Source organism: Paenirhizobium selenitireducens ATCC BAA-1503, from assembly GCF_900492185.1.
Lineage (GTDB): Bacteria > Pseudomonadota > Alphaproteobacteria > Rhizobiales > Rhizobiaceae > Allorhizobium > Allorhizobium selenitireducens_A.
The window spans coordinates 1-23,131 of the sequence record NZ_UEYP01000026.1; the positions used below are offsets into that span (position 1 = coordinate 1).

General features: G+C 59.5%; 17 protein-coding genes, 1 pseudogene and 1 other annotated feature. Of the genes and pseudogenes, 14 read left to right on the forward strand and 4 right to left on the reverse strand.

The annotated features are described in order from the left end of the window. The 10 genes and pseudogenes from RHIZ70P_RS21795 to RHIZ70P_RS21845 all read left to right on the forward strand — a co-directional run. Positions 1–465, forward strand: a pseudogene (locus tag RHIZ70P_RS21795) (cell division protein FtsH); the annotation flags it as partial. 63 nt (positions 466–528) lie between these two features. Next, positions 529–3,423: an ATP-dependent Clp protease ATP-binding subunit gene (locus tag RHIZ70P_RS21800; RefSeq protein ID WP_115672667.1), complete on the forward strand. Its 2,895-nt coding sequence runs from the start codon at positions 529–531 to the stop codon at positions 3,421–3,423. Positions 3,424–3,500: 77 nt separating this feature from the next. Continuing rightward, entirely contained in the window at positions 3,501–4,643 is a 1,143-nt protein-coding gene (locus tag RHIZ70P_RS21805) for a sigma-70 family RNA polymerase sigma factor (protein ID WP_115672669.1), read from the forward strand. Positions 4,644–4,669: 26 nt separating this feature from the next. Further along, the gene (locus RHIZ70P_RS21810; RefSeq protein WP_115672671.1) at positions 4,670–5,317 is read left to right on the forward strand and encodes an HdeD family acid-resistance protein; all 648 of its coding nucleotides are present in this window, start codon (positions 4,670–4,672) and stop codon (positions 5,315–5,317) included. Positions 5,318–5,528: 211 nt separating this feature from the next. Then, positions 5,529–6,149: a hypothetical protein gene (locus tag RHIZ70P_RS21820; protein WP_115672674.1), complete on the forward strand. Its 621-nt coding sequence runs from the start codon at positions 5,529–5,531 to the stop codon at positions 6,147–6,149. Position 6,150: 1 nt separating this feature from the next. After that, entirely contained in the window at positions 6,151–6,711 is a 561-nt protein-coding gene (locus RHIZ70P_RS21825; protein WP_115672675.1) for an NADH dehydrogenase ubiquinone Fe-S protein 4, read from the forward strand. Between the two features lie 33 nt (positions 6,712–6,744). Beyond that, positions 6,745–7,497 (forward strand): rhomboid family intramembrane serine protease, encoded by a 753-nt coding sequence (locus RHIZ70P_RS21830; RefSeq protein WP_115672677.1) that lies wholly within the window; start codon positions 6,745–6,747, stop codon positions 7,495–7,497. Continuing rightward, positions 7,488–8,330 (forward strand): SDH family Clp fold serine proteinase, encoded by an 843-nt coding sequence (locus RHIZ70P_RS21835; RefSeq protein ID WP_115672679.1) that lies wholly within the window; start codon positions 7,488–7,490, stop codon positions 8,328–8,330. Before RHIZ70P_RS21830 ends, RHIZ70P_RS21835 begins: the two co-directional genes overlap by 10 nt. A gap of 51 nt (positions 8,331–8,381) precedes the next feature. Beyond that, positions 8,382–8,804 carry a thioredoxin TrxC gene (gene trxC / locus RHIZ70P_RS21840; protein WP_037094083.1) on the forward strand — a complete coding sequence of 141 codons (423 nt, stop codon included), beginning with the start codon at positions 8,382–8,384 and terminating at the stop codon, positions 8,802–8,804. Between the two features lie 57 nt (positions 8,805–8,861). Further along, positions 8,862–10,028, forward strand: coding sequence for a cation:proton antiporter (locus RHIZ70P_RS21845; protein ID WP_115672681.1), 1,167 nt, complete (start codon positions 8,862–8,864; stop codon positions 10,026–10,028). Positions 10,029–10,277: 249 nt separating this feature from the next. Here the strand turns inward: RHIZ70P_RS21845 and RHIZ70P_RS21850 are convergent, their stop codons facing one another. After that, on the reverse strand, positions 10,278–13,253 hold the full coding sequence (locus RHIZ70P_RS21850; RefSeq protein WP_115672683.1) for a Tn3 family transposase: 2,976 nt from the start codon (positions 13,251–13,253) through the stop codon (positions 10,278–10,280). 608 nt (positions 13,254–13,861) lie between these two features. On the opposite strand from RHIZ70P_RS21850, the gene RHIZ70P_RS21860 reads away from it, so the two are divergent. Genes RHIZ70P_RS21860 through RHIZ70P_RS22865 form a run of 3 tightly spaced genes read left to right on the forward strand, consistent with a single transcriptional unit; the run spans position 13,862 to position 18,148 of the window. Beyond that, positions 13,862–14,317 (forward strand): MerR family transcriptional regulator, encoded by a 456-nt coding sequence (locus RHIZ70P_RS21860; RefSeq protein ID WP_159373899.1) that lies wholly within the window; start codon positions 13,862–13,864, stop codon positions 14,315–14,317. A gap of 34 nt (positions 14,318–14,351) precedes the next feature. Next, positions 14,352–17,432 (forward strand): HsdM family class I SAM-dependent methyltransferase, encoded by a 3,081-nt coding sequence (locus RHIZ70P_RS21865; RefSeq protein WP_115672688.1) that lies wholly within the window; start codon positions 14,352–14,354, stop codon positions 17,430–17,432. After that, positions 17,429–18,148, forward strand: a complete 720-nt coding sequence (locus RHIZ70P_RS22865; RefSeq protein WP_147294046.1) for a hypothetical protein — start codon at positions 17,429–17,431, stop codon at positions 18,146–18,148. The genes RHIZ70P_RS21865 and RHIZ70P_RS22865 overlap by 4 nt, the downstream gene beginning before the upstream one ends. 150 nt (positions 18,149–18,298) lie before the next feature. Here the strand turns inward: RHIZ70P_RS22865 and RHIZ70P_RS21870 are convergent, their stop codons facing one another. The 3 genes from RHIZ70P_RS21870 to RHIZ70P_RS21880 form a co-directional block, all read right to left on the reverse strand. Then, positions 18,299–19,129, reverse strand: a complete 831-nt coding sequence (locus RHIZ70P_RS21870; protein ID WP_115672690.1) for a TIR domain-containing protein — start codon at positions 19,127–19,129, stop codon at positions 18,299–18,301. Next, positions 19,095–20,326 (reverse strand): IS3 family transposase gene (locus RHIZ70P_RS21875; protein ID WP_115672691.1). Its coding sequence is split into 2 segments (ribosomal slippage): positions 19,095–20,035 and positions 20,035–20,326, totalling 1,233 coding nucleotides; the frame shifts between segments, so codons are not numbered across the junction. The genes RHIZ70P_RS21870 and RHIZ70P_RS21875 overlap by 35 nt, the downstream gene beginning before the upstream one ends. Continuing rightward, positions 19,926–20,042: a sequence feature (AL1L pseudoknot), on the reverse strand. Its footprint overlaps the gene before it by 117 nt. Before the next feature lie 265 nt (positions 20,327–20,591). After that, positions 20,592–21,719, reverse strand: coding sequence for a TIR domain-containing protein (locus RHIZ70P_RS21880; RefSeq protein WP_115672692.1), 1,128 nt, complete (start codon positions 21,717–21,719; stop codon positions 20,592–20,594). A 219-nt stretch (positions 21,720–21,938) separates the two neighbouring features. On the opposite strand from RHIZ70P_RS21880, the gene RHIZ70P_RS21885 reads away from it, so the two are divergent. Beyond that, entirely contained in the window at positions 21,939–23,069 is a 1,131-nt protein-coding gene (locus RHIZ70P_RS21885) for a DUF3800 domain-containing protein (protein ID WP_115672693.1), read from the forward strand. The last annotated feature ends 62 nt before the right edge of the window (positions 23,070–23,131 follow it).

A 23,131-nucleotide genomic window follows, 5' to 3' on the forward strand; every position in this document is an offset into this window, starting at 1 on the left:
ACCGAGGACCGCTTCCTGATGACGCGGGAGGAGCTGGAGAACAAGATCGCAGTCCTGCTTGGCGGGCGCGCGGCCGAGAAGATCATCTACAATCATGTCTCGACCGGGGCGGCCGACGATCTGGTCAAGGCTACCGATATCGCCCGCGCCATGGTCGCGCGGTACGGGATGGACGAAGACCTCGGGCATGTCAGCTACGACACCGATCGGCCAGGCTTTCTCGGCACCGGCGACCAGTCGTCGTGGCTGAACCGCCGCTACAGCGACGCCACTGCCGAGCGGATGGACGCGAAGGTGCGCGACATCGTGGATGGCGTGTTCAAGCGCACCCTCTCGCTTCTCGAAGCCAACCGGGCGCTGCTCGAGCAATCGGCGCAGGAACTCCTGCAACGAGAGACACTGGACGAGCCCGATCTGGTGGCAATTGGGGCCAAGGTGAAAAGAACGGAAGCGGTCGCTGCGTGACACCGTCACTGACGCAGATGATCGGCGGACAACCCTGACTGGATAAAGAAACGGAGAGGAAAAATGGCAAACGGAGCTTGCGATATTTGCGGTCGCCCGGCGACGGCGCGCGTGCGCGCCTCGGTGAACGGCAAAGTTCAGAACATGGAGCTGTGCGATCAGCACTACCGCGAAATGGTGCGCCGGTCGGGCCGCAGCGCATCGCCGCTGGAGTCCCTGTTCGGACGACATTCCCTTCTTGACGAATTCTTCGGCGAGAGCGGTTTCGGCAGCCTCTTTGGTGACAGTCCGCTGCGAGGCGGCACGCTCGGCTCTATGGGTGATGGCGATGACGCTGTCGTCGACGCCACTTTCGGCGAGGGCGCGCCGCGGCGTGGATCGCGGCGCGGCGGCGGACGCACCATCGCCGACCGGCTGAGCGAACAGGGCAACAAGCTGCTGCAGGATGCAGCACAGAAGGCCGGGGAATTCGGGCGCAGCGAGGTCGATACCGAACATCTGCTTCTGGCATTGGCCTCGTCTGACGTCGTCAAGACGATCCTGGAACAGTTCAAGGTCGATGTGGACGATCTGCGCCGCCAGATCGAGAAGGAAGCGAAGCGTGGAGACGCCAAGACGGAAGGCGAAATCGGCGTAAGCCCTCGCCTGAAGGACGCGCTGAACCGGGCCTTCATCGCCTCGAACGAACTCGGCCATTCCTATGTCGGTCCCGAGCACCTTCTGATCGGACTTGCCGAGGAAGGTGAAGGCCTGGCCGCGGCGATGCTGCGCAAGCTGGGGTTGACGCCGCAGGCGCTGCGTCAGCAGGTGACGAAGGTGGTCGGCAAGGGAGCCGAGGAAGGCCGCGTCGAGACTCCGTCGAACACCCCCGATCTCGACCAGTTCAGCCGTGACCTGACGAAGCTCGCCCGCGAGGGCAAGCTCGATCCCGTCATCGGCCGCGCCCGCGAGATCGAGACGACGATCGAAGTGCTGGCCCGCCGGAAAAAGAACAACCCGGTGCTGATCGGCGAGCCCGGCGTGGGCAAGACCGCCATCGTCGAGGGACTTGCACAACGGATCGTCGCGGGCGAAGTGCCCGAGGCGCTGCGCGACAAGCGGCTGGTCGAGCTCAACATCAACTCGATGGTGGCCGGGTCGAAGTATCGCGGCGAGTTCGAGGAGCGAGTCCAGAAGATCCTCAAGGAGATCACCGAGGAGAAGGACAGCCTGATCCTGTTCATCGACGAGATGCACACCATCGTCGGCGCCGGCCAGGGCGGTGGCGAAGGTGGTCTCGACATCGCCAACACCTTCAAGCCGGCGCTGGCGCGGGGCGAGCTGAACCTGATCGGCGCGACGACGCTCAACGAGTACCAGAAATACATCGAGAAGGACGCGGCGCTCGAGCGACGGTTCCAGCCGGTTTATGTGGACGAGCCCACGGTCGCACAGACCATCATGATTCTGCGCGGGCTGCGCGACACGCTCGAAAGCCACCACAAGGTGACGATCACCGACGAGGCGATCATCGCCGCCGCGGAGCTTTCGGATCGCTATATCACCGGTCGCTTCATGCCCGACAAGGCGATCGACCTGATCGACCAGGCCGCGGCGCGGGTGAAGATCTCGGCCACTGCGCGGCCCGTGGACGTGCAGGAACTCGAAGCCGAGGTCGCGCAGATCAAGCGCGAACAGGACTATGCCGCAGCCCGCAAGCAATTCGACCGAGCAGCAGAACTGAAGAAGGAGCTGGAGCAGAAGCAGAAGGAGCTGGACGAGCTTCTGGAGATCTGGAAGCGCGATCAGGCTTCGGCGACCGCCGAGGTGCGCGCCGATCACGTCGCGCAGATCGTCTCCAAGATCACCGGCGTTCCGGTCACGGACCTGACCACCGAGGAGAAGGACAAGCTCCTCAAGCTCGAGGAGAAGCTGCACGAGCGCGTCATCGGCCAGGAAGAAGCGATCCGCGCCGTGGCCGATGCGGTGCGCCTGGCGCGAGCGGGTCTGCGCGAAGGTTCCGGTCCGACCGCGACCTTCCTGTTCCTCGGGCCGACCGGGGTTGGCAAGACGGAACTGGCCAAGACGCTCGCGGAGGTGATCTTCGGCGACCAGGATGCGCTGATCCGTATCGACATGTCGGAGTATGGCGAGCGCCACTCGGTTGCCCGGTTGGTTGGCGCACCTCCGGGCTACGTCGGATACGACGAAGGCGGGCAGCTGACGGAGAAGGTGCGCCGTCGGCCCTACTCGGTCGTGCTCCTCGACGAGATCGAAAAGGCGCATCCCGATGTCTACAACATCCTGCTTCAGGTGTTCGACGATGGCCGCCTGACAGATGGCAAGGGCCGCGTGGTGGACTTCACTAACACCATCATCATCGCCACCTCGAACCTCGGTTCGGACATCATCCAGCGCAACCTCACGAAACGCGGCAGCAGTGAGTTCGACGAGGCCAAGCAGAAATCCGAACTGATGGAGGTGTTGCGCGGTCATTTCCGGCCAGAGTTCATCAACCGGATCGACGAGATCATCGTCTTTCATTCGCTGAATCAGTCGGAGATCCGCCAGATCGTCGAGTTGCAGCTCAACCGGGTGAAGCGGACCGCCCTTACCCAGGGCGTCGAACTCGAATTCGACGTGAGCGTCGTGGATCACTTCGGCGCGGTCGGCTTCCGTCCCGAATTCGGTGCCCGCGAGCTGCGCCGGCTGATCCGGTCGGAGTTGGAGACCGAGTTGGCCCGCGAGATGCTCTCCGGGCGGATCGAGGATGGTGACAAGGTCCGCGTCGCCTGGTCGGAAGACGAACAGAGGGTCGTGTTCGAAAAGATCGTAAAGGACACCGATGACGACAGCCCGGACGATCAGGCCAAGGCCGGGATCGAGGAGCCCAGCGAAGTTGCCGAAAACAAGACGGACGTTCCGAAGCCCAGCGTTGGGGATGAGGTGCAGTCCAAGGACGACAAGTCCGACGAGTGACAGCGCAAAAGACTGGCCCGGCGCGATATCGGTCGCGCCGGGCCATCTCTTCGGAGAGTTATAGGAAGGTCCACGGCATGAACGTCATTAGATCATTCCGCAATCTCGACCGGCACGGCCAACAGCGCGCGCCTGAGGTCATCGAGGAAGAGGTGCGGCAACTTGAACCGCACCTTGCGCGCTTTCGCGAGGATCTGGTCCGGCTCGAAGTCGTTGCCTCGCAGACGAGGGGCAAGAAGCGCATCAAAGTCAGCCTGCGCCTGCAACTGCCGTCGGGCGTGATCGCGGCCCGGGAAGAGGGATTCGAGATCGAGCCTGTCCTGCGCAAGGCCTTTGCCGACCTGCGCCACCAGGTCGATCGGCATGTGGCGCGCCTCAAGCACGAGCCTGAATACAAGCGTCCCGCCCGCCGGCGCCGGATCGGCGCCCCGCTGCCGCCCGCGCGGGATGCGGCGGAAGCGGACCGGCGCCAGCTCTTCTTTGACCTGATCGAGGATCATCTCGATACGATCTATGACACCGTCAGGCGCGAGTTGACCTATCTCGAATGCAGCGGATCGGTACCGGAGGGATATCTGAGCGTTCGCGGTCTCTTCGATGCGACGATCCTCAAGGGGCTGGCCCGCTTCGAGGATCGGTCTTCGGAGTTTTCCGTCGGCGACTGGCTGAAACGGCTGGCTTTTGAGACCATCGAGGAAGAATCCCGCGCCGCCCGCCGCGCCGTGCCTGAGGATGCCGCCTCCATCGAGGCGGAACCCGAGGCCCCGGCGGAGGATCCGACCGAGGCGGATCAGGCGATGTTCGAGTTCTACCAGCCCGACGAAGTGCTGATGCTGGAGGACCTCCTCGCCGACGACGGCGGCACAGACCCCGAGAGCCAAGCGGATCGGCATAAGATCGCCATGGTGCTGCACCGGGCAATCGCCGATCTTCCGTCGGTCGAACGCCGCGTTCTCTATCGGCTCCACCTCGACAACGCTACGATCGCGGAGACGGCAGACCTTTTCGGCCTGACCGAGACAGTGGTCGCCGAGATCGCAGAAAATGCGGGCGCGACACTACGCGCGAGGCTTGCCGAAGCCGGGTTGGTCAGAGATCCATCAGGCCGCGCGCCCATCGAACGGGAAATCGCTCACACGCAGCGTCTGCCTCAGCCGATCGAGGATCGCCGCCGCGTGGCCGCCGCCCTAACCGGCGAGGAGGCCGGCTCCGACACCTGACATGGAACTGAATAGGAGATCGACCAATGACCACAGCCTCTGAAAACCCGACCGACAAGATGCAGGACATGCTGTGCAGCCTGTCCCGGAATTGGTGGGCATTCGTGTTACGCGGCGTGCTCGCATTGATCATCGCAGTGCTAGCCTTCGTCATGCCTGCGGAATCGCTTCTGGCGCTCACGCTGGTCTTCGGCGCGTTCGCCTTTGCCGACGGCGTGTTCGGCCTCGTCGCCGCGATACGTAACATCCGCAAGGGCGAACACTGGGGCTGGCTGATGTTCAGCGGCATTCTGGGCATCGCCACGGGCGTCGTCGTGGTTGTCTCGCCTTTTGTCGCGACGCTTGTGCTTGCGACATTCCTCTGGGCCAGCATCGCATTCTGGTCCGTGTTCTCGGGTGCCCTCGAGATCGCGGCAGCGATCCGCCTGCGAAAGGAAATCAACGGCGAAATCTGGCTGATCCTGAGCGGCCTTCTCTCGGTCGTTCTCGGTGTCGTCGTGACCTGGATGCTGCTGACGCGCCCGGTCGAAAGCTTCCTCGCGCTCGGCTGGCTGATCGGCTTCTACGCCGCGGTCTTCGGGGTGATGATGATCCTCCTCGGGCTACGGCTTCGCAAGGCGGATCGTTCGGACGGTGCGGCCTTCGATGACGCTCCCCCATCGGCAAAGGCGTGAGGTGCCCTGTGGTGGATGACGGGCGACTTTCCGGCGAGGAGCACGATTTCACCCGATGGGACGAAACGATCTTCGACCGTTGCCTGAGCACCGGCTTCAATCCGTTCGGCAGCGGTCCGACGCCAATCTTCCTGCGGCACCGGGACGCAGAGGCGCCGGACGCCGATGCAAAGCCGTGCATGCCACCTGACACCGAAAATGCGAGGTGCTGATGTCGAACCGCCTGCCTGACTTGGCATTTGCTGCTGCGGCCGCTGCCTTGGGCATCGGCATCGTTTTCGTTTTTCGTTCGATGTATCTTGCCGAAGACATACTGCCTTTCGCGCAGGAGATGACGCTCATCTTCCTCGGCGCTGTCGTGACGATCATTCTGACCGCGGCGCTTCTCAATCGCCAGACCGATCTTGAGCTTCGCAAGGAAGGAAGGGTCATCATCCTCCAGCAGCAATGCGACATTTACATGGCCTGCATCGAGAAGGTCGCAGAGATCGTGGAAACCGCAAGGCACGATGCCAAGCTGATCGATGAACTGCGTGTTCTCAGCCACAAGCTGGCTGTAGTCGCGAGTGCAGGGGTCGTGTCCAGCTTCGAGCAGGTACTGGAGAGATTGCAGTCCGGTTTTGCTGACGGCACGCTCTCGGACGGGGACGGAGAGGGCGTGATGAATGCCGTCGCCGATCTCACGATAGCGATGCGGTCGGACGTCCTGCACGCTGCTGCCTTTCCTTCGCAGAACACCGAACGCGCCGTTCGCCTGAATTCGAGGCGAATGGAAAAACTCGACGATCTCGAACGTCACCTTCTCGTATCCACCAACACCCGGGAGAACTGATATGCGCGGCCATAATCGCCCACCATTCCCGCCGAAAATTCCCGGAACCGATCTGCCATCCTGGGACGTGCCGACGGCAATCATCTACCGTCCTGCCCGTTCCGCGATGACATCGGCGCCTCGGCCCAACTACTGGGTCCTCGAGTTCGAGCCGTCCCGGCCGCCGCAGATCGAGCCGCTGATGGGATACACGTCCAGCGGCGATCCCTATCGTCCGATCCGGCTGAAGTTTCCGGATCGCGACAGCGCCGTGGACTTCGCAGAGCGGCAGGACTGGCATTATGTCGTGCGCGAGGACGCTGGGGGAGCCCGGATGGCGAACCCTTGGGCGGGTGAGACGCGCCACCGGCTGCACAGGGGCGTCGATGCCCCGGGAGCCTTCCGGGTCCCGTTCCGCCCCGATCGCCGCCTCTCAAGAGGCGTCCAGCATGAGGGCACGGCCGACCCGTCTACCAGCGACAGGGAGAGTTTCGATCCGGTCCTCGAAGCCTCGCTCGAATCCTTCCCGGCCTCCGATCCGCCGGCCTGGACGGGCGTGACGATAGCCGGGAAAGAACAATGAACGGAATGGCCAGCGCGAGCGAGGATCTGCGGCTTGTTTCCCTATCTTGACAGCGTCGCGCGCCGCTACTCCCCCGTCATCGTATGGGCGGTCATCGGCATGAACGTCGTCGCGTTTCTCTATCAGACCAGCCTGCCGCCGCGCGTGCTGGACTGGTTCCTGTTCGAGTTCGCGCTGGTGCCCTCGCGCTTCTTCGGACAGCTGAGCCTCGTCGCCCCGTCCGACTGGACCCCATTCCTGACCAATATCTTCCTGCACGGGGGCTGGCTGCACCTCATCTTGAACATGTGGACGCTCTGGATCTTCGGCCCCGCCGTCGAAGATCGGCTCGGACCGGGTAGATTCACGTTGTTCTATCTGTTCTGTGGTGTTGCGGCCGGACTGGCTCACGCGCTGGCGAACCCGGACTCGGTCGTTCCCGCGCTTGGCGCGTCGGGGGCGATCGCGGGCGTGATCGGTTGCTACGCACGCATGTTTCCGGCGGCTCGGCTGGTGGTGATCGTGCCGATTCTGTTCATTCCGCTGTTCTTCGAAGTGCGCGCGTTCATTTTCGCAATGATCTGGTTCTTCATGCAGGTCATTCCCGGCTTGCTGTCGCTCGGCGGCGATCAGGCCACGGGCGGGATCGCCTGGTGGGCGCATATCGGCGGGTTTCTCGCCGGTTGGATTGTCACGCCACTCCTGCGAAGGCGGGCAGCCACCTATCGCCATTATTATCGCGACGAGGGCATCTATGGCTTTCTGCCGGATGGCCGACGGGAAGGGGGACAAGGTCCATGGACATAATGCAGCTTTTCTGGCTGTTCTTCATCATTTCGGCGCTGCAGCCGGTTCTCCAGCGCCGCTATCTTGAGGCGATGCGTACACGCAAGATCGCCCAGATCGAGAAGAAACGCGCCAGTCGCGTCATCCTGCTGATCCATCGACAGGAGACGATGAACCTGCTGGGATTCCCTCTAATGCGTTACATCGACGTTAACGACTCCGAGGAAGTCCTGCGCGCGATCCAGCTGACGGACGCCGAAATGCCGCTCGACATCGTGCTGCACACCCCCGGCGGACTGGTCCTCGCTGCCACGCAGATTGCTCGCGCCATCCAGGGACACAAGGGCAAGGCCACAGTTTTCGTGCCGCACTACGCCATGTCGGGGGGAACACTGATCGCTCTGGCCGCAGACGAGATCGTGATGTGCGACCACTCCGTGCTGGGCCCGATCGATCCGCAACTCGGCCAAATGCCCGCGGCTTCACTCATCAGGGTCGTCGAGCAAAAGCCAATCACGGAAATCGACGACCAGACGTTGGTCTTGGCCGATGTCGGTCGAAAGGCGATCGCCCAAGTCGAGACCGTAGCGCGACGGCTCCTGACAGACAAGATGGACGAGGAAAAGGCGGCGACATTGGCGGCGCAGCTGGCCACCGGCACCTGGACGCACGACTACCCTATCTCTGCGGAAGAGGCGCGCGAGATGGGGCTGCCGGTACGGACCGACATGCCCGAGGAAATACTCGAGCTGATGACCCTCTATCCGCAGCCCGTCCGCCGTGTGGGCGGCGGCGTCGAATACCTGCCCGAACCCCGCCACCGAGAGGCCCGGCGGGCCACGACCTCGCGCTGAACGGCGCCGCCCTGCCTGCCCCTCCGAAACGACACTCAAAGGGAGAACAGAATGCCCACCGTTGCTTGCCCGAAATGCAGTTCCGTCAATCGCGTTCCGCAGGAACGACTGACGGATAACCCCAGCTGCGGCCGCTGCGGCGCCGCCCTGTTCGAGGGCCGGCCAGTCACACTGACCGCCGCCAGTTTCGACCGACACGCCGATGCCGATCTGCCCCTGCTCGTCGATTTCTGGGCGGGATGGTGCGGGCCATGCAAGATGATGGCGCCCCAATTCGAGGCGGCGGCGCAGTCGCTCGAACCAAATTTCCGCCTTGGTAAGCTCGATACGGAAGCCGAACAACAGATCGCCGGCCGTTACGGGATCCGCGGCATTCCCACCATGATCCTGTTCAGGAGCGGCAAGGAAATCGCGAGGACGAGCGGAGCAATGCCTGCCGCGCAGATAGCGCAGTGGGCGCGGTCGCACGTCTAGAGTTTACAGGTATTGGCCTCACCTGCACCATGCCATCAGGAGAAGAAGGAGAAGAACATGCATGGCGTGACCGGATTTGTCGAAAGTGCGGCCTTGTTGGTCTTTGCCGCGTTCGTGCTCGTGACGATATGTTCACGGATCGGCGTGCCCAGCATCGTCGGTTATATTCTTGCCGGCATAATCATCGGACCTGCCGGCCTCGGCCTGATTGCTGAGAGCGCTGCCCTGAGCAGCATTGGCGAGATCGGAGTGGTACTCCTGCTGTTCGCTCTTGGCCTGGAATTCTCGTTCGAGAAGCTCGTAACGCTCAGGAAGCATGTCTTCGGTCTTGGAGCCGCGCAGGTTGCAGTCACGACGATAACGGTATCGTTGGTAGCGAGTCTGATCTTCGATCTCGCGCCCGTCCCCGCAATCCTCATCGGCGGGGCCGTTGCCATGTCATCCACGGCCATGTGCCTCAAGGTGCTCGCAAGCGCGAACGCTCTGGGATCGGCCCAAGGACGTCTGTCCATTGCAGTGCTTCTGTTTCAAGACTTGGCAGCTGTTGCATTCCTGCTTCTGCACGATTCGATGAGCGGAGCCGCCGAGGGACATGGCGTGATAACGGTCATCGCCAGTTCTACGGCATTGGTTGCAGCTCTGTTCATTGCCCGTGGCCCCCTGCAGGTGCTTGCCCGTTGGGTCGCGTCGCGTGGCGATCCGGAACTCGCCCAACTCCTAGCGCTCACCATTGCGCTCGGGTCTGCGATCGTCGCAACCTCCGTCGGTCTTTCTCCGGCACTCGCCGCGTTCGCGGCCGGCATGATCATCGGCGAGGGTGACGCGCGCCATGCCGTCGAGAACGAGATCCGGCCCTTCCGCGATTTGTTTGTCGGGATTTTCTTTGTCGGCATCGGAACGCAATTGCCACTTTGGATCATTCCATCTGCATGGCCTGTCGTGCTGATCTGGCTCGCGATCATATTCGCGGGCAAGACGCTGATCGTTTTGGTCGTCGCCCGACTATTCGGCGAGTCGCTTCAGACCTCTTGGCGCACTGGGATCATCCTGGCCCACGGAGGAGAATTCAGCCTGATGTTGCTATCGGTTTCCTCGACGTCGGGTACAGTGGCCGAGGAGTTCGCTGGCCCCCTCCTCCTCGCGATTGGAGTGAGCATGTTGGCTGGAAGTCTTATGGTTAGATGGGCGGGTCAAGGGCCTAGTCACCCGAATTGGGGAGCATGAGGATTTGTGGGGCGATCATGCGGCATAGGCTGTTTCGTCGTCACGACACGAAAGTGTCGAATCTGTCCTACATTTGAGAACATAAGGTGATCATGCAGCGAGGATGGATGTTTCTCGCCGGAGCGGCCTGAGATCGGGGCTGTCCGTCGGGGTCCAGATGTAATCTCCGGTCAGACTGATATGCTGTTGATTTGGGGCCAGAACAAGAGCAGTGCGAAATCGTACGCTAAGAGCGAACGGAATGAGAACTTACGCAGCGTCCCTTAGCCTAGCCGGAAGTCTGAGCGACCGGAAGCCTTCGGGCATCTGATGTTCCGCGTCCCAGGTGTAGATGCCGGTAAGTTTGATGTGTTCCCAACTAAGCGGCGAGATGTGCTTCGACAGAGTATCAGGAATGTCTCGACCCGCTCGCTTCAGCTGTGTGATTGCACGGTCGAGATAGACGGTATTCCAATGGACGATCGCACTGACGACGAGGTTGAGACCCGAGGCGCGGAACGCTTGGCTCTCGAACGACCTGTCGCGAATCTCGCCTCGCTCGTGGAAGAAGACAGCGCGTTTGAGCTTATGGGCGGCCTCACCTTTGTTGAGACCCGCTTGGCATCTCCGCCGTAGCGCCGGACTTGAGTACCATTCGATCATGAAGAGCGACCTCTCGATACGACCGAGTTCGCGGAGCGCCCTCGCCAGATGGCTTTGCCTTGGAGATGCGGACAGTTTCTTGAGTATCGTAGACGGGACCACGGACCGCGTCGTGATCGACGCCGCAAGATGGAGCAGATCGTCCCAATGATCGAGGATTAGATTGGCATTGATCGGCACCCCGATGTGGTTCGACAGCGCCGGATAAGCGTCGCCCTTGTCGAACGTGTGGAACTTCCGGTCTTTGAGATTGCGCAGTCGCGGTGAGAACCGCTTTCCGATCAAGGCGAACAGCCCGAAGATATGATCACTGGCACCGCCCGTGTCGGTAAAGTGCTCCTGTATGTCGAGGATCGTGTCTTGATCGAAGAGCCCATCGAGCACATAGGCCGCCTCGCTCTCGGTTGGACTGATGGGCAGAATGCTGAAGTAGCCGTACTGATCAGACAGATGGCTATAGAATTTCGATCCGGGTTCACCGCCGTAATGCAAATTGATGTCGCCACGCTTTGCGGCTCGGTCGCTCACTCGGAAGAATTGGCCATCCGACGAAGATGTCGTGCCGTTGCCCCAAAGGCGGGAATGAGGATGGCAGGTGTGTGCATCGGTAATAGATGCTTGCGCAGCACGATATGTCTCGGATCGAGCATGGAATGTGCGCATCCACCCAATCTGATGAGCGCTGATCCCCTTGGATGCGCCAGCCATTCGCTTCGGCCCGAGATTAGTCGCATCCGCCAGGACGCCCGCCAGCATGGCAGAGACATTTTTCGGGACGTCGCCGGTGCGAACATGCGTGAATGAATCTGCAAAGCCGGTCCATTCATGCACCTCCCTCAGCAAGTCGGGAACCTCCACCAAGGGATACATGTCGCTGATCTCGGCATTCAGTTCCTCAGCGGCTGCAGGGACTTCGCTGGCGGTTGGTGTGACGATCAAGGTTCCTGCCTCTAGACGAACTCCCTCGAGCTTTCCAGATCGTGCTCTGTGCGCCAGACGCGTCAGGTTGAAGTCGAGCATCTGACGCGCTTCGGCAAGCCACTGCGCGCCGTCGCTCTGGACCCCCAAACCGAGACGATCGGCGTCCTTCATCGAGATGAATGTCGACCGCGGCATCAGATGCTCATCAATGGGCCGGAAAGATCGGCTGCCATCGACCCAGATCTCCGCAGATCTAAGCCGGTCTCTCAAAGCCGCGAGCGTGGCGATCTCGTAGAGACGGCGATCGGGTTTACCCTGTTCGAAGATAAGCCGTCGATCAGTTTGGCTGAGGTGGGTGATCGGCACGCGATCCGGGAGTGTCCGCCGCTTCTCTGCATAAAGCCGTTTCAGTAGCGCAATTGCCGCCAGCAGCGCGTCGTGGCGATGCGCCGAGCGGAACGTGAAGGCCTGAAGGAACGCACCAGCGTATTTGTGGACGGTCGCATATTGCTCGGCTGCTACGGTCAACGGCGGCGCCTCGTTGTCGTCGACCATCGACTCCAGCTCAGGCTTTATCCGAAGCAGTCGGTCCCAGCCGACTCTTTGGTCGAGAACATCCAATGCATTCCGACCATGGTCGTTGGCGGACTGCAGCGCCGAGATCGTATCGAGGAACATGCGTAGCGCTTTGGCGGTGTTCGCTCTGCAATCCATCTGTCGCTGCTTCTTTCGGTTGTTGGCTTGCGAGAACAACTTACCCATGAGCTTGATGAACATCGTCACCGCCTCGTCCGTGAGCTTGTGGCAAAGCCTGATGACTTGAGCCACGATCAGAGCGTGGCGACGGCTGGCATTGAAGTCGTTGGCAAGCCAGGCCGGGGTTGCGTTACCCTCCCGGATCATCTGGTCCCACCGTCCCGCCGATATGCGCGCCTGCAGTTCCGGATGGATCTCCAGCCGCCGCAGAAAAGCTATTCGCTCGGTCAGCCCGACGAGGTTCGACGCAGCCGGCGCTTCTGGCGCCGAGCGCAGCCAGTGGAAGCGCGTCTTGCCGATCGACGGGTCAACCTCTAACAGCCTATCCAGTGATTGGAGCCTATCGAGTGGGATGTCTTCAATCAGAGTTTTTTCTGCCCGGCGACGGGCTATGGCCCGGCCGGCAAGGCCAATGCGTTCGATCGTGTCGATCGCCGGCAGAAGAGCTCCGCGTTCGCGAAACGCGGCGACAGCCGAACTGGCTATCGCAGCACCGTCGTCGGACATGGTCGCCGCATGAATTGCCGCCAACAGCGCGGCTCGGCGATCTTGCGCAATCGCGCTTCTCGTTTCCAGATACACCATCAAGCGCGCCGTGTGATCGCGCCTAGTTTCTTCCCGGCGTGCATAGAGGGCAAATGATTCCGGGTCGGCGCCGATCTGATCAGCAACATGTCTTAGCATGGCGGGAGGCGGAGCTTCTTCTGCCCCCAGCACTCGACCCGGGTATCGCATCAGACATAGCTGGATGGCAACGCCGAGCCGGTTGTGACTACGTCTCCGCAGTTCGATCTCCAGGCGATCCGCCAGTGACAACGAATAGTGTCGGATTAGGCTGTCCTCGTCGACTGGTATGTCGACAAGCTTCCGTCGGTCTTGATCTTTGAGAAGCTTGCGCTTTGCCATTGCCCGACTCCATCCATGACCGATCTGCGCTGAGCGTTGTCGAGTCGGGCTGGACAGAGAAATCACAACTGGCGCATGTCGATGGCAATCCACAGAGATCGAGTGCCCAAAATCTGAGCTACGGCATTGTTCACGCTCCGTTCGGCCTTAGCGTACGATTTCGGACTGCTCTTGTTCTGACCCCCTCTTCGGGGAGCCCATCCGGATGACCGTAATCATAGGCGCGGCTGTCATTCTTTGCTCCATTCTCGTACTTTTCCAACGCGAAGGTCGCGAACAACGCTAGTGGCATGGGCCGGTAACGGAGGCTCGGTTTGGACGACATGCCCGCCTTGAAAGGATTCGAACCGTTGGCCCAGTTTCCCTTTGAAAGGAATTCCTAGGCACACCAAAGACTTGGCGTATCGAGAGCGTTTATTTAGGAGCCGGGAGCTGAAAGGCCGCTTACAGCAGGACCAGTGCGACGGCGGCCTAAAAGTTGCACAGCCAGCGCTCTGTTCAGGCTTTCCGATAATGATCGGGCGCTGATCTCCGTAGTCCGACACTTTACCCGAGAAAGTGGGTATGATACCCGCTTACATAGGTGGGAAATTTTCGGATGAAATATTGTGCGACTGGTGAAAGCAAGCGAGGTGCAAAGGCTGACCGGACTTACCGCCGATCAACTGCGCGAGTGGACCACCCGGCGCGGACTTATCCAGCCAGATGCCAAGCCTCATGGACCGGGTTCGCGTGCGCTTTATTCTTGGCAAACCGTCTTGCTGCTTCGGATTGCAGTGGTCTTAAAGGAAGCGTTTCACGTCGAGCTGCATTCGCAACGCTCACTATTCCTGGCCCTTTCGCAGCGCTTGGAAAAGACCTCGTTTCCCGCACTGCGCGGCGCGGCAATTGCGATCAACTCCGAGGGCAGTTTCGATATCGTGGATCCACGCCGGCTGGAGGCACCTTCGAACGATCTGTTGATGCTCCAACTAGACCCACACTTGGAAATCCTCTCGCGGGAATTCGGCTTGCTCGAACCCATACGGCAGCTCCCTTTGTTTCCAGCGCGGGCGGTGACATGACCGCGCCCGGTTGTATCTCGCGGGAGACGCTCCGATGACCTCGTTGGAGGATTGGCTGAGCGATCTCGCCTACACGGACTTCCCAGATGAGCTGTTTCGCGTTGGTGCGAGCGCCGGCGTGCGCCCTTACGCCTCTGAGATCGAGGAAATGCTCGCGCCGGATCGCGGTATCGGCGCGTCAGCCGTTTTTTGTGTCGGCGAACAACCGGCCATTTGCTTTATCGACAATGCAACTCTCGTAGGGGATCCATACCAGAGGATTGAGCAAATCCGACAGAAGGTTTGGAATCAAAACCTAGCCTCGATCGTGCTCGTTCTCGGAACGGAAGAGCTCACTGCCTATTCTGTCAATGATCGCGAGGCTGAGCCAGACACGTTGGTACGAAGCGAGGTCGCTGCGCGCGGCGCTTGGTCAGCTTATGAGGTGCAGTCGGGTTTCATTAAAGATCGCCTCTCGGACTGGTTCGAACCCGAAGCACGTGTCGATCAGCGTCTGCTCGCGAATCTGCGCGAGGTCGTCAAAGCGCTGGTAAAGGCGAATTTGAATGCAACCGAAGCCGAAGCGCTCATGGCTCAAGTGATATTCCTGTGCTACCTGGAGCAACGGGGAATCGTGGGTCCCGTTTATCGCAAAGCTCATGGGCTCGATTTCCTCGAAGCCTATGTGTCGAAGCAGGACGGGGCGGGGATCGATTCTTACCTCAAGCGGCTCGGCACCGATTTCAACGGTGATTTTCTAAGTTCGAGTGACGGCGGTGCACCCGCGTGGTCAAAACTTGGGACATCTGCTTTTCGTGCAGTCAAACTATTCCTTGAAGCCGTTGACTTCGAGACAGGGCAAGGTTCGCTTTGGCGGTACGACTTCAGCCACATCCCGGTGGAGCTGATATCGGGCATTTATGAGACGCTCCTAAAAGAAAGGCAGGGTGCACTGGGCGCCTATTACACGCCTCGCCACCTAGCAAGTCTTGTTGCTGAACAGGCGTTTGAGGGGTTCCCGGATCCATCACGCTGCACTGTTTATGATGGTGCCTGCGGCTCGGGCATTCTGCTGACCACCGCCTTCCGCAAAATGCTTCGGCATGCCGAGGTCGTTCGTGGCGGCAAGCTTCGATTTGACGAGCGGGTTAGGCTGATGCAGTCAAACCTGTTCGGTAACGATCTCGACGAGACGGCTTGTTGGATCACCGCGTTCAGCCTCTATCTGTCCCTACTTGAGGGTCTCGATCCAGCGGACATCTCGCTTTTGCAATCAGATGCCGATCAGAAGCTGCCGAATCTCGTCGGACCGGGGCGCAACATCCAGAAGGGCACAGAGCGCGGCGACTTCTTTTCGCCGGCCAACCCATTTGCCGGCAAGGCCAAATATGACATTTTCCTCTGCAACCCACCTTGGCGGGAGTCAGATGACGATGAGACGCCAACTTGGGAGGGCTGGTGCCGCGAGCAAAGCCCACCATATCCGATTGGTCGACGTCAGATTGCCGCGGGCTTTGCGTTTCGCGCGACAAGCTGTGTTAAGCCCGACGGCGTGATAACCTTGATAATGCCGCTCAACCTCGTTGCCGGTGCGACGTCGCAATCCTGCGATTTCCGCCAGCGTTGGCTGGAAGACGTCCGATTTGAGCGGATCATAAACTTTGCTGACGTGAGGCGGCTGCTTTTTCCTGCAGCCAAGCACCCGTGCGCCGTAGTGCGTGTGCGACCGCGTCCCTCGGTAGAAGGTGTCATCGAACTGGCTGAAGAGCAGGTCGAATATTGGGCGCCCAAAACAGACATCAGCTTGGCCCTTGGACGGCTGGCGCTGCATCCCATCGACCGCAAACTCCTGACCGCCCGCGACATCTACGCGAAGCCATATCTGCTTATCTCTGCTTATTGGGGTGAGCAGGCCGATCTCGATCTGCTCCGCCGCCTGCAGAAGTTCGGGTCACTTGCGCAGACCATGACGCGGCGGTCGGAGCCTTGGCTTTCCGGCAAAGGATTTCACGCGCCTAACAAGAGTAATCGGAGCCGTTCGCTTGGGCCTCTTGAGCCGCTAGCGTTCCTAGCGGCAGATCGCATACCGCGTGACTATCCAGTCATCGCAAGCGATGTTCAGCTCGACGAGGTTAGAGATCATTTCCAGGTCGTCGCCAGCCCCGGCGGTCGAAGTGCGCGCCTCTATCATGGCCCGCGCGTTATTCTGCCCGACGGGCTCGCCGATGATTATACGATACGGGTTGCATACACTGACCAGCCGTTTGCCTTCACCTCATCGATCGGAGCCATCGGCGGCGGTAATGACGACGCCGCACTATTGAAGTTCCTGGCGGCGTATTTGCGTTCTCCGATCGCAACATTTCTCTTGATCATGACGGGTTATTCGGTGATCGGCGAGCGTCCGCGCGTCGCTATTGAGGACCTGAAGACATTCCCATTCTGCGCTCCCGACCGACACCCCGACCAGAACGCGGCGCAGGAGATTGTCGCTAGGGTTGCAGCAAGCTTCGACGGTTTGGCTGCGGTCGACGAGTGGCAGCGCGAACATGCTTATATGGCAGTGAAAACCACGTTGGATGAGCTGGTGTTCGATTATTTCCAACTTTCGGCCAGCGATCGCCTGCTCATTCGTGACATAGTCGGGGTGGTGGCCGCCTCGATCCAACCGCAGGACTATGCGCGCCTGACCACGCCGCTGCTCCATAGGCCGACAGCGTCAGAGGTAACCGCCTATGTCGATGTCCTTATGGGCGAACTCGCAGCGTCGCGTCGCCGCTCCGGCGGGCGGGGAGCACTCAAGGTAGACACGGTCGTTGACGGCACAAAAGGCTTTTTCGGCGCCGTACGAATTGGACTCAGCGGAGTCAGGGGCGACCACGTACGCACCACCAGCTCGGACGATGCCTTTCGCACCTTGCTCACAGAGATCGAGGTCGCGCTCAACAACCAGCTCGACAGAACCAATCGCGACGACCTATTCAAAATGCCGAACACGATGGTTGTCGCCGGCGATGCATTCTATTTCATCAAGCCTATGCGGCGTCGCTTTTGGCTGGCGCGGACAGCAATCGCGGACGCCTATTTGATTGCGCGTACCGTACAGGCCGCGGCGTGGGAAAAGCAGGCTTCATGAGTGCACCACCATCGGACGCTTGGTTCAGCGTCTTTCCCCCACCCCGAATTCCAGATGTGCTGATCTATGTCACGCAGACTTGGGAATGGTTGCGGTTGAGCTACGCCGATGCGGTCGGATTCGACAAGGACGAGCCCGCACTCACTGACAATCTATGCGAAGCGCTGGCTGATCAGGATCGACGCCTCAGCCATCGGATGGATTGTGACTTTCAGTCCGAGACGTGGGAGTTACGTCGTGCTGCAGATGGGACAACATCGCGGTTGGCACGCGCCGATATAAGAGTAATTCTAGGTGCACCAGGGACACCCCATTTCGTGATCGAATTCAAGAAGCTCGATGGATCGGCGAACGCGCGCTGGCGGTACTGCCATGATGGGGTCAGTCGCTTCGTGGAGGGCAAATACGCGGTGGGCCATGCGTTCGGCGCCATGTGCGGCTTCACATGTGTGCCCGTCGTGGCCGAGGCTACCGCTATGGCAGCATATATTTCTGAGCCAAGCCGCGCCAGCGCGCTGATCTGTATCGGCAACGATTCGGGTGCATTGACCACAACTCCCTCCGTCACCGATCCAATTAGTGCAGCATTCGACACCCGGCATGGCCGGCCTACACTCGTACCCAGCGAACCGATCACTTTGCTTCACGTTTTTCTTCCTTGCGAAGCTGAAGGTGACGCACCCGACGGCGTAGCAACAGCAAAAAGCCTCACCTAATGACTGCTTTGGAGAATTTGGGCACAAGCAATTGATGTCGAGAAAAAGGGGCACGAGCGCGCCAGAGCCTTGACGAACAGCATTCTTCACCACCTGAAAACAAGCTGGCGAACGGCACGTTCATGGCACAATGGAGATTATTGTAGCTAGTCAGGCGTGAACAATGCCTTCTCTCTCCAAGACCTGTCGGATTTCCTCCGATTTGTCACGAAGTCGGCCGGCTTCGAATCGAATCTGTCCTAAGCCAACGATGTTCGAAAACTCTTCGCATCCGTGTTCTAGAAGTATGATAGCCTTTCGGAAGCCGAGCCTTCCCTGAAAAAGCCCGACCTCGTGAATGACGTTCATGCGAGCCTGTCTCTGACCTTCTGCGTTCTCGTCCTCTGCTGTCATCACCAAGAACGCGAAGGCAGCATTGTCGAGCATGTCCTCCAATCTGTTGGATGTAGATATGCCAGCTGCCGACTCACGATTGAATTCATCGTAGGCGAGACCAAGTCTCTCGCCTAAAAAGTCCTTGAGGTCCCGCCAATCTGACGAGCGGCCGTGCCCAATAAAGATCCTCGTTCCTTTAGCCATATCGGGTCTCCGTTCGCTGCGCGTTTTATCTAATTCGCGCCAACCATGAGGAGTTAACGCATACTGGCCGTCCGGCTCGTAGGTGATGAGACCTTGTTTCGTCGCTTCGTTCAAAAGCACATCAACCGCATCCCCGTCTACGACGCCAACAATGCCAGCCAAAAACTCCGGTTTGATCACCTCAACGGCCCCGAAATGGTCGTCTCCACTCATTTCCTCGAAGTAGGACAATAGATTGTTGAGCTGTTTGGCGACTGGTGGCAATTTCTCCGCAACTAAGGAATCCAGCTCCCAACTCTGCAGTTCGAACCACGCCTCCGAGCTGGTTTGAACCGCCCCGGGTTTGCCGGAGACCGTTTGGTTTAAGTTATGCGGCCATGGCTGGTGCGTCCAGCATGGCATAGTATCGTTCTTCGGCCTCGGCTGGCGGTATGTTGCCGATGGGCTCCAGAAGGCGGCGGTTGTTGAACCAATCGACCCATTCGAGCGTGGCGAACTCCACGGCTTCGAAGTTGCGCCATGGTCCTCGCCGATGGATGACCTCGGCCTTGTAAAGACCGTTGATCGTTTCGGCGAGAGCATTGTCGTAACTGTCGCCAACGCTTCCGACAGACGGCTCGATGCCTGCCTCCGCCAGCCGTTCGGAATAGCGAATGGACACATATTGCGAGCCGCGGTCGGAATGATGAACCAGCCCGCCGCGTTTGACGGGCCGCCGATCATGAAGCGCCTGGTCGAGGGCATCGAGCACAAAGCCCGCATGGGCCGTTCGGCTTGCCCGCCAACCGACGATACGGCGGGCGAAGGCATCAATGACGAAGGCCACGTAAACGAAGCCCTGCCAGGTCGCGACATAGGTGAAATCGGATAACCACAGCATGTTCGGCGCGGGAGCGAAGAACTGTCGGTTCACCCGGTCTAGCGGGCATGGAGCGGACTTGTCCGACACGGTGGTTTTGACTGGCTTGCCGCGAATGACGCCTTGAAGCCCCATCATTCTCATGAGCCGAGCGACGGTGCAGCGGGCGATGTCGTAACCCTCTCGCTGCAGCTGCCGCCAGACTTTGCGCACGCCATAGACCTGGAAGTTTTCGTTGAACACCCGGCGTATCTCGACTTTCATGGCAATATCATTCCGTTCGCGGGCCGACAGGCGGTCCACGTCCGTGCGTTTGGCAACGACCTCATAGTAGGTGGACGGGGCAATCGGCAGCAGCCTGCAGATCGGCTCGACCCCGAGCACCGAGCGGTGTGCATCGATGAAGGAAATCATCGCTTCAGTGGGCGGTCGAGCTCCGCCTGGGCAAAATACGCCGAGGCTTTGCGTAAAATCTCATTCGCCTGACGAAGTTCGCGGTTCTCCCGCTCCAGAGCCTTCATCTTCTCCGCCACGTCACTCGGCAAACCTGCACGCTTGCCGCTGTTGACCTCGGCCTTCTTCACCCATTCATGGAGGGTATGCGCCGAGCAGCCGATCTTGGCCGCTATCGATGATACCGCCGCCCAGCGCGATGAGTGTTCGGCTTCATGTTCCGTCACCATCCGAACGGCGCGGGCGCGGACTTCAGGAGAAAATTTGTTCGTCGTTTTGCTTGTCATAGACCCTACTTCTCACGAGTTGGGGTCTCCGGCAAAGCCGGGGCGGTTCAGTTCTACGCCGAATGGCATGGCTCAATCTTGCGGAGGCTGTCTTTTGCGCCGCGAGCCGTGACGTCAACACAGCCAGTGTCGAACCGGTTGCCACAAATGGACCGCAACGCGGACAATCAAACTGGCGGCCGTCGTCTCCACGACCTTCGTCACAGCTATTCTTGCAGACCGGACATCTTCCCATGTTACCCCCCCAAAAACTAGGCTTGCGCCGCTACGACGCCGCTAGTTTCCCGACCAGACCTTCGCGTTCAAGAACCATTCGGACCTCTTCGAAGGCGGCGGCAACATTGCCCTTTGGGAAGCGGATCTGCCCCAGCCCCTGTATGTTCGAGAACTCTTCGCAACCGTCTTCCAGCAAGACTATGGCTCGCATGAAACCAAGCCGTCCCTGAAACAGTCCCATCTCATGGACCACGTTCATGCGTGCATTCAATTTCCCATCGCGCTGCTCGTCCTCAGCGGTCAGGATCAAGAATGCGAACGCGGCAGACTCAAGCATCTCGTTCAGGCGCGTGATGTTGCTCATCCCTGCTACGGGAACGCGGTTGAATTCGTCCGAAGGCAAATGCAGGCGGCCTTCAATGAAGTCTTTGAGCTCCCGCCATGATGGTGAGCGACCGTGCCCAATGAAGACGTTTGTCCCGACTAGAGATGAGACCCGGGCCTTTCGTTCAGTCCGGACAAGGTGTGAGCCAATTTGCCGAACGACTTCGGCAAGCTGCTTGCCACACTCTGCAGGCTGATTAAGCGCGGTCGCTTCTGCAATTACAAGCTGGTGAGGAGCGGCTCGCGCGCCACCATTCAGGGCTCGCGTATCCTGCGTCATGAACTGGCCTCCTCCCAGAAAGGCGCGCGAGAGCTGTTGGGCGCTGGAAATCTCGACACCCCGGACTTGCTCGAGCAAGGAGCTTAAGAAGGCGTCCTTCCGGCCATCGAGCACGATGTTCAACCCGGACAAAACCTCGCCCTTCGCCCGATTGAACTCCCTTAGCGTCTCCGCAGACGCGCTTTCGCATTCCGCCATGTCTGGATGGCCGGCGATCTGATATACTGCCGCCTTCACCTGGGCCGCACTAAACTCTACCCATTCTCCCACGGTATCCGACAGCCAATCGTCGCCGATCCCGTGCATGACGCTGAATTGGGCACCTGCTGGCGGCTTTCGAAAGCCGGCGTAGTAGACATTTGCATGGTAGCCCAGATTTGATCCACTCCACGCGTCATGGACCGCAACAGCAGCGTCCAAAACTCTCTTCAGGTGTGGTTTGAAACGCCGCTCGAAACTGTTGGATGCATCCTCCAGTCTGTCGGCGATTTGCAGAAAATCTCGGCCGTCCATATTGCCCTCATCTTATTCCATGCCGAGAATATTCCCTTCCGGACTTGGATAGTCCATCCGCCGAATACGATCACCAACACGTAATTGCTCCAAAACCATGATGGCATCGCCAATCCGAAGACAAAAAACCTGTTGCCCAATCCTAAAATTCGAAGTTGCTTCTCGACTAGGACGCAACCAGTACTGCCGATGCGATACGATTTAAATAGGGGACCCGCCATGTACTATTATATCGATGAAAGCGGAAACACCGGTCTCAACCTGTTCGATGTAAACCAACCCAAGCTGTTCTATGGGGTGCTTGGCTGCCCAGCCAATCTCGATGTGATTGCGGAGCCTTTGCTGGTAGATCTGAGGAAGGAGCTAGGTGTGGAGCGCATTCACGCCGCAGAACTGGGTGTGGGCCGCCTTATCCGGGTAGCAAAGCGAATTGCAGATTTCAGCAAGAAACACGACCTGCGATTCTCCCTGCTCAAGGTTACCAAAGAGGATCATGCGGTGATCAGCTTCTACGATCAGGTGTTCGACTCCGGGATGAACAAGGCCGTGTCTTGGCATCATTACTTCACTCCCCTTCGTTACCCGATGCTAATAAAAGTAGCGTTCCTCTTCGATGATCAGCTGAGGAAAGACGCTTGGGCGGCACGGAAGGAAACCAATTCAGCCAAGAGCGCGTCCGCGTTGGTCACAATCTGCAATACTCTCCTTTCCCGCGTCGATCGGCTTCCCGACGCACGCTCCCGCGAACTGGTGTCAGGCGCATTGAAATGGGCAGCGGCCAACCCGTTCGAGATTGACTATGGTGTCGGCAACAAGGACACGGCCCTGCAGATTTCGCCGAACCTAGTCGGATTTCAACAAGTCATGCAGGTCATGGCCGTGCAGTCGAACAAGAAGGGGCGCTCCATCCGCAAGATCACGGTTGATCGCCAGACCGAATTCAACAAGGCGCAAGGCGAACTCGCGAGCTGGTACGAGAGCCTTCGTGCCGTCAAGCACAACACCGATCTCGGTCCGGGGATGCCAAAATTTGATTATTCAATGATGCCAGAAGTCCCGCCGACTTTCACAGCCGGCGATGAAAGCGCTGGATTGGAATTGGTGGATATAACCCTATGGATTGCGAAACGTCTGGAGGAAAAGAGAGATGTTCTCCCCGAGCTACGACACCTGTTTGCCAGCCAGACCAAGCGGGGACTGGTCGATGAAGTTTCGCTTGATGCGATAGACAGGCGTTGGCGGCACCTTTTGTCGCTGCCAGCCCCTGATAAGGCCCTTCCTGCCGATCTCAATAAACACTTCAAGGATCTCGAAAACGAGAGGAAGGCGATTGTTGCTGCGCTAGGGTGAAGTGCAGCTCAATGCGTATCGAAATCGTTGTATGGTGATCCACACACGACCGATACGTAGAC

Excerpts from the sequence above, each read along its gene's own strand:
- RHIZ70P_RS21800 (WP_115672667.1), top strand. The coding sequence starts at position 529 with ATGGCAAACGGAGCTTGCGATATTTGCGGTCGCCCGGCGACGGCGCGC.
- RHIZ70P_RS21805 (WP_115672669.1), top strand. The coding sequence starts at position 3,501 with ATGAACGTCATTAGATCATTCCGCAATCTCGACCGGCACGGCCAACAG.
- RHIZ70P_RS21810 (WP_115672671.1), top strand. The coding sequence starts at position 4,670 with ATGACCACAGCCTCTGAAAACCCGACCGACAAGATGCAGGACATGCTG.
- RHIZ70P_RS21820 (WP_115672674.1), top strand. The coding sequence starts at position 5,529 with ATGTCGAACCGCCTGCCTGACTTGGCATTTGCTGCTGCGGCCGCTGCC.
- RHIZ70P_RS21825 (WP_115672675.1), top strand. The coding sequence starts at position 6,151 with ATGCGCGGCCATAATCGCCCACCATTCCCGCCGAAAATTCCCGGAACC.
- RHIZ70P_RS21835 (WP_115672679.1), top strand. The coding sequence starts at position 7,488 with ATGGACATAATGCAGCTTTTCTGGCTGTTCTTCATCATTTCGGCGCTG.
- trxC (WP_037094083.1), top strand. The coding sequence starts at position 8,382 with ATGCCCACCGTTGCTTGCCCGAAATGCAGTTCCGTCAATCGCGTTCCG.
- RHIZ70P_RS21845 (WP_115672681.1), top strand. The coding sequence starts at position 8,862 with ATGCATGGCGTGACCGGATTTGTCGAAAGTGCGGCCTTGTTGGTCTTT.
- RHIZ70P_RS21850 (WP_115672683.1), bottom strand. The coding sequence starts at position 13,253 with ATGGCAAAGCGCAAGCTTCTCAAAGATCAAGACCGACGGAAGCTTGTC.
- RHIZ70P_RS21865 (WP_115672688.1), top strand. The coding sequence starts at position 14,352 with ATGACCTCGTTGGAGGATTGGCTGAGCGATCTCGCCTACACGGACTTC.
- RHIZ70P_RS22865 (WP_147294046.1), top strand. The coding sequence starts at position 17,429 with ATGAGTGCACCACCATCGGACGCTTGGTTCAGCGTCTTTCCCCCACCC.
- RHIZ70P_RS21870 (WP_115672690.1), bottom strand. The coding sequence starts at position 19,129 with ATGCCATGCTGGACGCACCAGCCATGGCCGCATAACTTAAACCAAACG.
- RHIZ70P_RS21880 (WP_115672692.1), bottom strand. The coding sequence starts at position 21,719 with ATGGACGGCCGAGATTTTCTGCAAATCGCCGACAGACTGGAGGATGCA.
- RHIZ70P_RS21885 (WP_115672693.1), top strand. The coding sequence starts at position 21,939 with ATGTACTATTATATCGATGAAAGCGGAAACACCGGTCTCAACCTGTTC.